The sequence below is a fragment of the Mesorhizobium sp. M0514 genome (genome assembly GCF_040321145.1).
Classification (GTDB): Bacteria; Pseudomonadota; Alphaproteobacteria; order Rhizobiales; family Rhizobiaceae; genus Mesorhizobium.
This window is the reverse complement of the sequence record NZ_JAMYQZ010000152.1, coordinates 1-7,378: the sequence shown is the minus strand read 5'-3', so window position 1 is coordinate 7,378 and position 7,378 is coordinate 1. Positions and strand designations below refer to the sequence as shown.

The window sequence follows — 7,378 nt, the reverse complement described above, 5'->3', positions numbered from 1 at the left end:
GGCAGCCATATTCGCCATGCGCATGGCGTGCTGGAGACGGTGCATGTCGCCGATGCCGTGCCGATCTCACAGATGACCGGCTCCGTCTCCTGGCAATATCTGGCGGAACCGCAACGCTCGCTCCTGGCGCGCAACCAGACCAAGACCCTGTCGCAGTTCGGCTATCGCTGCGCGGCACATGAATACCGTCTTCTGGCCAGCGGCCATGCCCATTTCGTCGTCTACAACAAACTGATGCCGTGGGACCATCTGGTCGGTGTGCTGATCCACGCCGAGGCCGGCGGCTACACCGCGCGGATCGACGGTAGCGCCTATCTGCCCTCGCATATCGACGGCGGCATTCTTGTCGCCCCGGACAAGGAAAGCTGGCAGGAGTTGCGCAGGGAGCTCTGGGCGCAATAATCGGTCCAACTGCTCGTAGAGGCTTTCGTCAAGTATATTGGCTCTGTTATAGTGTCCAATCTCTCGCGAAGTCGGAAGCCGCGAAATGAAACATCGGTCCGCAATTGTTGCAACGGCACTTGCACTTGCCCTGGTCGCCAGCGCCACTGAGGCACGATCGCAGGAGCGCGCGTGTCGTAGCCCCGATCCCGTCGACACCATCGACGAAATGTTCGACGCGATCTTTGCCTGTTGGCAGCCGCCGCCTGGAAGTGCTGGCCTGACCCTGACGCTGAGTTTTTCAATTCGCAAAAACGGCACGCTGATGGGCAAGCCGCGCGCCACCTTTTCGCATATGGGAGACGATGCCGCGCTCAACCGGGTCTTCGTCACGTCCGTGCTCGAAGCGCTCGACAAGGCTCTGCCGATGCCGCTGTCGGACAGCATGGGTGGCGCCATCGCAGGGCGCCCGCTGTTCCCTCGTTTCACGGCAGTGATTGGCGGCGCATCCTGAAACGCGTCGCATAAAGGTGGATGCGGTTTTGACACCACAATCTCAAGGCGCGTCGCTCAATGCAGGTCGGTGACGTGCCCTGAAATGGGTGGGTTGTGCGGCTGGAACATCTTGCCGCGCTCGGCGATCAGGATCATCAGCAGGGCCGCAACCGAGACGCTGCAGAACCCTGCGGCCAGCGGCGTCACCGTGCCGTTGAAGGCCTGGCCGATCAGCGTACCGAGAATGCCGCCGAGAAATGTCTGCATGGAGCCCAGGATGGACGACGCCGTGCCCGCCAATTGCCCGAGCGGCTCCATCGCGAGCGCGTTGAAATTCGCGCCGAGCCCGCCGAAAGGCAGCATCGCAGAGGCAAAGAAGGTGATGAACAGCCAGAGCGGCATGTTCATTTCCAGCGAGACGACCAGCCAGGCAAGGCTGATGCACAGGAACAGAAGCAGCGCGCCTTGCGACAGCCGGCGCATGCCGATCCGTCCGACCAGCCGCGAGTTGAGGTAGTTCGAGAAGGCCAGCACGCCCGCAACGCCGGCGAAGATGACCGGGAACAGCTCGCCGACGTGGAAGATGTCGATATAGATCTGCTGCGCGGAGATGATGAAGCCGAACATAGCGGCGAAGATGAAGGTGCTGGCGAAAGCATAGCAGAGCGTGAGGCGGTTTGTGAGCACGATGCGGAAGCCGTCGATCACCGAAGAGACAGTCAACGGCCGGCGATGTTCGGGATGCAGAGTCTCCGGCAGGCGCAGCAGCGACCACGCCGACACGATCAGCGCCCCGACCGCCATGGTGACGAAGATCCAGTGCCAGGTTGCGAACAGCATGATGGCCTGGCCGATCCCGGGCGCGATCACCGGGATGGCCATGAACACCATGAAGATCAGCGACATCACCTCGGCCATGCGCCGGCCGTCGAACGTATCGCGCACGATCGAGACGGCGATGACGCGTGTGGCGGCAGCACCGATGCCTTGCACAAGCCGGCACAGCAACAGGATGGCGAAGGACGGGGCGATGGCCGCGGCCGCAGCCGCCACGACATAGATCGCCAGCCCGGCGACCAATGGCGCGCGGCGCCCGAACCGGTCCGAAATCGGCCCGAAGAAAAGCTGTCCGCCGCCGAAGCCGAGCATATAGGCGGTGATCACATATTGGCGGTGGTTTTCATTTTCGACGCCGAGCGTGGCGCCGATCTGCTGCAGCGCCGGCAGCATGATGTCGATGGCCAGCGAGTTCAACGCCATCAGTGCCGCGCACAGCGCGATGAATTCCCAGCGCGGAATAGGCAATTTGCGTGCCTGTTGCGGCGCTTTTGCTGGCTGGTCCACGGCGGGTCCGATCTTCAAAACGAATATGCGCCGGCATGCCGGCGCATAAGTTCGTCCTCACTCCGATAGGGGGAGGTAACATTTTGCCGGGGCGGGGCTGCCCCGTCTCAATTCAGAATCAGGCTGTCGCTTTGACGCTGACGCCCTTGTCGACGAGCAACGTCTGCAACTCGCCCGCCTGGAACATTTCGCGGATGATGTCGCAGCCGCCAACGAATTCGCCCTTGACGTAGAGCTGGGGGATCGTCGGCCAGTTCGAATATTCCTTGATGCCCTGGCGCAGTTCGGCCGAGGTCAGCACGTCGACGCCCTTATAGTCGGCGCCGATGTAATCGAGGATCTGGACGACCTGGCCGGAAAAGCCGCACTGCGGAAAACCGGGCGTGCCCTTCATGAAAAGGACGACGTCGTTGCCCTTTACTTCGCTGTCGATGTAGTCGTTGATGCCGCTCATGAGATATCCTTTCACGCCTGTGGGAGTCAGGCTCGAAGCATAGCCATCAAATAAACCCATAGATGGGCCGAAACAAGATGTTTGCGCCGCCGTCGCGGAAATGGCGCAAAGGATCGCCTGTCTTGGGCCAAGCATCCGAGCCGATTGCAACCTTCGGAACATGATGAAAAGACGATATGGCGCCGCCCTTCCGATCGCCATCCTGCTGGCGGCGATTGCCGTTGTCTGGTGGCCGAGCCGCCCCGAGCCGCCGCCGCTGGTCATTGGCGGTGACCTGCCCGCGCCTTGCCGGAATGTCGCCTTCGAGGCGGTGACCTATGTCGTCTGCGAGACCGATCTTCGCGCCGACAGCATCGGTGTTTTCCACGCCGGCGCCGATGGCAAGCCTTTTGGTTCGCTCGAAGCCTTCGACAAGGCGGTTGCGGGCGAGGGGAGGCCGGTGCTGCTCGCCATGAATGGCGGCATGTATCACGAGGATTTGTCGCCGGTCGGCCTGCTGGTCGAGGACGGCAGCGAAAAGTCACGGCTCAATCTTGCCGACGGCGAAGGCAATTTCTTCCTGAAACCGAACGGCGTCTTTCTGGTGGGCAATGACGGCAAGGCGGCTGTCATGGAAAGCAACGCCTATGCGGTCACCAAACGCGATGTTGCCTTCGCCACGCAGTCCGGCCCGATGCTGGTGATCGATGGCAAGATTCACCCACGCTTCGAGCCGAACGGAACCTCGCGCTACATCCGCAACGGCGTCGGCGTGCGCGATGAAAACACCGTTTTGCTGGCGATCTCGCGGTCTGAGGTCAGTTTCGGCAGCTTTGCGCGGCTGTTTCGCGACGCGCTACAATGCCGCAACGCGCTGTTCCTCGACGGCGCGGTTTCCGCGCTGTCGGATGGGAAAAGAATGATCGTCGGCGGAAAATACCCGGCGGGCCCGATCATCTCAGTGTCGGCGAAGCCGATCACGTCAGTGTCGGCGAAGCAGCCGCAGAAACAGTAGGCCAGTCTGGCTTCAGTCCGGCACGCTGGTCTGCAGGGCCAGCGCGTGCAGCACGCCGCCCATATTGCCCTTCAGCGCATCATAGACCATCTGGTGCTGCTGGACGCGGCTCTTTCCGCGGAAGCTTTCGGCCACCACTTCGGCTGCATAGTGATCGCCGTCACCGGCGAGGTCGCGGATCGTCACCTTGGCGTCCGGAATGCCGTCCTTGATCAGTTTTTCGATGTCGTGGGCATCCATTGCCATGGCAAAATCCTGTTCTGGGCGGCTAGGCACGAGTGACTCGCACGGCAGCCTAAAGCCTTTCTGGTCCGGGTTGAAGCCGTTCTGTCGGCGACGCAGTGTCTAAGGGCCATCCTGCCGCGGGTGAACCACACCATCTTCGGTAATGTCGTCGCGGGTCGAGAACCCCCGGCCAAGGCTGAACACCAGGACATAGAGCGGGATGTTGAGCGCCAGGTTGATGATCGGGAGATAGCTGGTCATCTGCCACAAGGGCGAAAAGAATGGTTGGCCATAGCCGTCGCAGATCAGCGATGACCCGTATTCCCACAGCGCGCCGGTAATGACCGCAATGGCAAAGAGCTTGATGCAGGTGGCGACATGCCTTGCGCGCGCCGGGTTCGGCAAAAGGCGGCTCCACACCACCAGGCAGACGATGGGGATCGCATAGATCAGACTTTGCAAGGCCAGCATCTGCAGTGTGCCATTGGCCGCCTCAAGGAACTGGTCACGCCTTTCCAGCAGCGGACAGACCTCGCTCGAGGTCGTCGACAGCAGGAAAAAGACGAACGGCCCGAGGAACCAGAAGAAGAACAGCGACGGCCAGAAGACGACTGCGATCAGCGTCCGGGCTGCCAGGCTGGTCAACTGGACTTGTCCATGAAGTTCGGGAACCAGCCTTCGTGGGCGGCGGTCAATTCGCTGACCGGGATCGCCCTGGCATCGCCGAGCTTCAGTTCGTTTCCACCGGTCGAGCCGATCCATGGCGCAAAGATGCCGAGCTTGCTCTGTTCCTCGCGGATGGCGTCCCATTCCTTGCTCTGCGGATCGACGGACAGCGTCAGCAGGTAGCGGCCCTGGTCTTCGCCGAACCAGACCGGGATCGGGTCGGTGCCGGCGAGCCCCGGAATTGTGGCGCCGATGCCGGACGCCATCGCCATTTCGGCCAGGGCTATCGCCAAGCCGCCATCGGAAAGGTCATGGGCCGCGGTCACGACGCCCGACGCGATCAGCGCACGGACATGGTCGCCGACGCGCTTTTCGTGCGCGAGGTCGACGGATGGCGGCGGCCCGTCGGTACGGCCATGGATGTCCCTGAAATAGGCGGACTGGCCGAGATGGCTGCCCCAGCTTGCGGGTGCGCCGACCAGCAGGATCATCTGGCCCTCGGCGGCGAAGCCGATACGGGTCATCTTCGACCAGTCGGCGATCAGCCCGACGCCGCCGATGGTCGGCGTCGGCAGGATGCCCTGGCCGTTGGTTTCATTGTAGAGCGAGACATTGCCCGACACGATCGGGAAGCCGAGCGCGCGGCAGGCATCGCCAATGCCTTTCACCGCGCCGACCAGTTGGCCCATGATCTCGGGCCGTTCCGGATTGCCGAAATTGAGGTTGTCCGTCGCCGCCAGCGGCAGCGCGCCGGTGGCGGTAAGGTTGCGCCAGCATTCGGCCACCGCCTGCTTGCCGCCTTCATACGGGTCGGCCTCGCAATAGCGCGGCGTCACGTCGGAGGAGAAGGCGAGCGCCTTGGTCGGATGGCCTTCGACGCGCACCACGCCGGCGTCGCCGCCCGGAAGCTGCAGCGAATTGCCCTGGATCAGCGTGTCGTATTGCTCCCATACCCATCGCCGCGACGACAGGTCCGGCCCGCCGAGCAGTTTCAGCAGCGCGTCGGCGACATCGGCCTTCGGCGCATCGCCGGCGGCAAGCGCCGCAGGTTTCTTCGGCTCGACCCAGGGGCGGTCATATTCCGGCGCCTTGTCGCCAAGGTCCTTGATCGGCAGGTTGGCGACCTCGTCGCCCTGGTGAATGACGCGGAAGCGCAGATCGTCGGTGGTCTTGCCGACTATGGCGAAGTCGAGGCCCCATTTGTGGAAGATCGCCTCGGCTTCCTTTTCCTTCTCCGGGCGCAGCACCATCAGCATGCGCTCCTGGCTCTCCGACAGCATCATCTCATAGGCGCTCATGCGCTCTTCGCGCACCGGCACATGGTCGAGGTGAAGCTCGATGCCGAGGTCGCCCTTGGCGCCCATCTCGACCGCCGAACAGGTGAGGCCGGCCGCACCCATGTCCTGGATGGCGATGACGGCGCCGGACGCCATCAGCTCAAGGCAGGCTTCGAGCAGGCATTTTTCGGTGAAGGGATCGCCGACCTGCACGGTCGGGCGCTTCTCGTCGATCTTGTCGTCGAACTCGGCCGAGGCCATCGTGGCGCCGCCGACGCCGTCGCGGCCGGTCTTGGCGCCGAGATAGACGACCGGCAGGCCGACGCCCTTGGCTTCCGACAGGAAGATCGCATCTGTCTTGGCGAGGCCGGCGGCAAAGGCGTTGACCAGGATGTTGCCGTTGTAGCGGGCGTCGAAATTGACCTCGCCGCCGACGGTCGGCACGCCAAAGGCGTTGCCGTATCCTCCGACGCCGGAAACCACGCCGCTGACCAGGTGCCTGGTCTTGGGATGGTCGGGTGCGCCGAAGCGCAGCGCATTCATCGCCGCAATCGGCCGCGCGCCCATGGTGAAGACATCGCGCAATATGCCGCCGACGCCGGTCGCCGCACCCTGGTAGGGCTCGATGTAGGAGGGATGGTTGTGGCTCTCCATCTTGAAGACGACGCAGTCGCCATCGCCGATATCGACCACGCCGGCATTCTCGCCCGGACCCTGGATGACCTGCGGCCCGGTGGTCGGCAGCGTGCGCAGCCATTTCTTCGAGGATTTGTAGGAGCAGTGCTCATTCCACATCGCCGAGAAGATGCCGAGTTCGGTAAAGCTCGGTTCGCGCCCGACCAGATCGAGGATGCGCTGGTATTCGTCGGGCTTGAGCCCATGCGCGGCTATGAGTTCCGGGGTGATCGGCACGGAATTGGAAATGGTCATGGGCGGCGATTGGTGTCCATGGGAGAGGGGAATTTGAGTCCCCTCATATCGCAAGCTTTGGCGTGATACACCCCATCGGATGACGAAAAACGCCGGAAAACACAAGGCGACGATGGTAGCGGGGCGCCGTTGGGGAACGCTATGGCATCCCGGCCGTTAGGCCTCAAAGCAATCAGGAGATTTCGACATGGCCACCAAGCAAGGCAAGAAAGACAATCGCCTCTCCGACAAGGAGGCCATGCATATTGCCGAGACCACCGACGTTTCGCCCAAGCAGGCCAAGGACCTGGCCGAGAAGCACGGCAAGGACAAGGGCGCGAAGGAAGCCAAAAACTTCAAGGCAGAGGGCTGAACCTGAGATCGGTACGCAGGGGCACGGTTTAGCGCCAACGATTCAGGACGAACTGTCGTAGCCGGCGCGGCCTTCCTCCAGCAGCCGCCGGATCACCGCGACGCCGCCGGTGATGTCCTCGCGCCGCCTTGGCTGCGAGACGCCGAAACGCACGCCGTGAAAAACCTGCTCGGAACGCCCCGCCTTGAACTCGTCCTCGTCGTCGAGGAGCACGCCATTTTCGAGGCATGCGCTCCTGAACGTGCCGGACAGCCAGGGAT

At 62.8% G+C, this 7,378-nt stretch carries 9 protein-coding genes and 1 pseudogene; 4 read left to right on the top strand and 6 right to left on the bottom strand.

Annotation, left to right across the window (positions count from 1 at the left end; translation table 11 throughout):
* Window positions 1–402: inositol monophosphatase family protein (locus NKI61_RS31670; protein ID WP_352842292.1), on the top strand; the 402-nt coding region annotated here is incomplete at its 5' end.
* Window positions 403–487: 85 nt separating this feature from the next.
* Window positions 488–895 carry a UCP034077 family protein gene (locus tag NKI61_RS31665; protein WP_352842291.1) on the top strand — a complete coding sequence of 136 codons (408 nt, stop codon included), beginning with the start codon at window positions 488–490 and terminating at the stop codon, window positions 893–895.
* 56 nt (window positions 896–951) lie between these two features.
* Here the strand turns inward: NKI61_RS31665 and NKI61_RS31660 are convergent, their stop codons facing one another.
* On the bottom strand, window positions 952–2,220 hold the full coding sequence (locus NKI61_RS31660) for a multidrug effflux MFS transporter (RefSeq protein WP_352842290.1): 1,269 nt from the start codon (window positions 2,218–2,220) through the stop codon (window positions 952–954).
* 118 nt (window positions 2,221–2,338) lie between these two features.
* Complete coding sequence (grxD, locus tag NKI61_RS31655) at window positions 2,339–2,674, bottom strand: Grx4 family monothiol glutaredoxin (protein WP_023669102.1); 336 nt, start codon at window positions 2,672–2,674, stop codon at window positions 2,339–2,341.
* A gap of 160 nt (window positions 2,675–2,834) precedes the next feature.
* On the opposite strand from grxD, the gene NKI61_RS31650 reads away from it, so the two are divergent.
* A complete protein-coding gene (locus NKI61_RS31650; protein ID WP_352842289.1) occupies window positions 2,835–3,668 on the top strand; it encodes a phosphodiester glycosidase family protein in 834 nt (277 codons plus the stop codon).
* Window positions 3,669–3,680: 12 nt separating this feature from the next.
* On the opposite strand, the gene NKI61_RS31645 is transcribed toward NKI61_RS31650, so the two are convergent.
* From NKI61_RS31645 to purL, 3 genes are all read right to left on the bottom strand, one after another.
* On the bottom strand, window positions 3,681–3,914 hold the full coding sequence (locus tag NKI61_RS31645) for a BolA/IbaG family iron-sulfur metabolism protein (protein ID WP_010909092.1): 234 nt from the start codon (window positions 3,912–3,914) through the stop codon (window positions 3,681–3,683).
* 99 nt (window positions 3,915–4,013) lie between these two features.
* Entirely contained in the window at window positions 4,014–4,538 is a 525-nt protein-coding gene (locus NKI61_RS31640; RefSeq protein ID WP_023690196.1) for a hypothetical protein, read from the bottom strand.
* A complete protein-coding gene (gene purL / locus NKI61_RS31635) occupies window positions 4,535–6,766 on the bottom strand; it encodes a phosphoribosylformylglycinamidine synthase subunit PurL (protein WP_352842288.1) in 2,232 nt (743 codons plus the stop codon). The genes NKI61_RS31640 and purL overlap by 4 nt, the downstream gene beginning before the upstream one ends.
* Before the next feature lie 187 nt (window positions 6,767–6,953).
* Between purL and NKI61_RS31630 the strand changes: the two genes are divergently transcribed.
* A complete protein-coding gene (locus NKI61_RS31630; protein WP_023669098.1) occupies window positions 6,954–7,118 on the top strand; it encodes a hypothetical protein in 165 nt (54 codons plus the stop codon).
* A 42-nt stretch (window positions 7,119–7,160) separates the two neighbouring features.
* Here NKI61_RS31630 and NKI61_RS31625 read toward each other — a convergent pair.
* Window positions 7,161–7,378: pseudogene (locus NKI61_RS31625) on the bottom strand (PLP-dependent aminotransferase family protein); the annotation flags it as partial.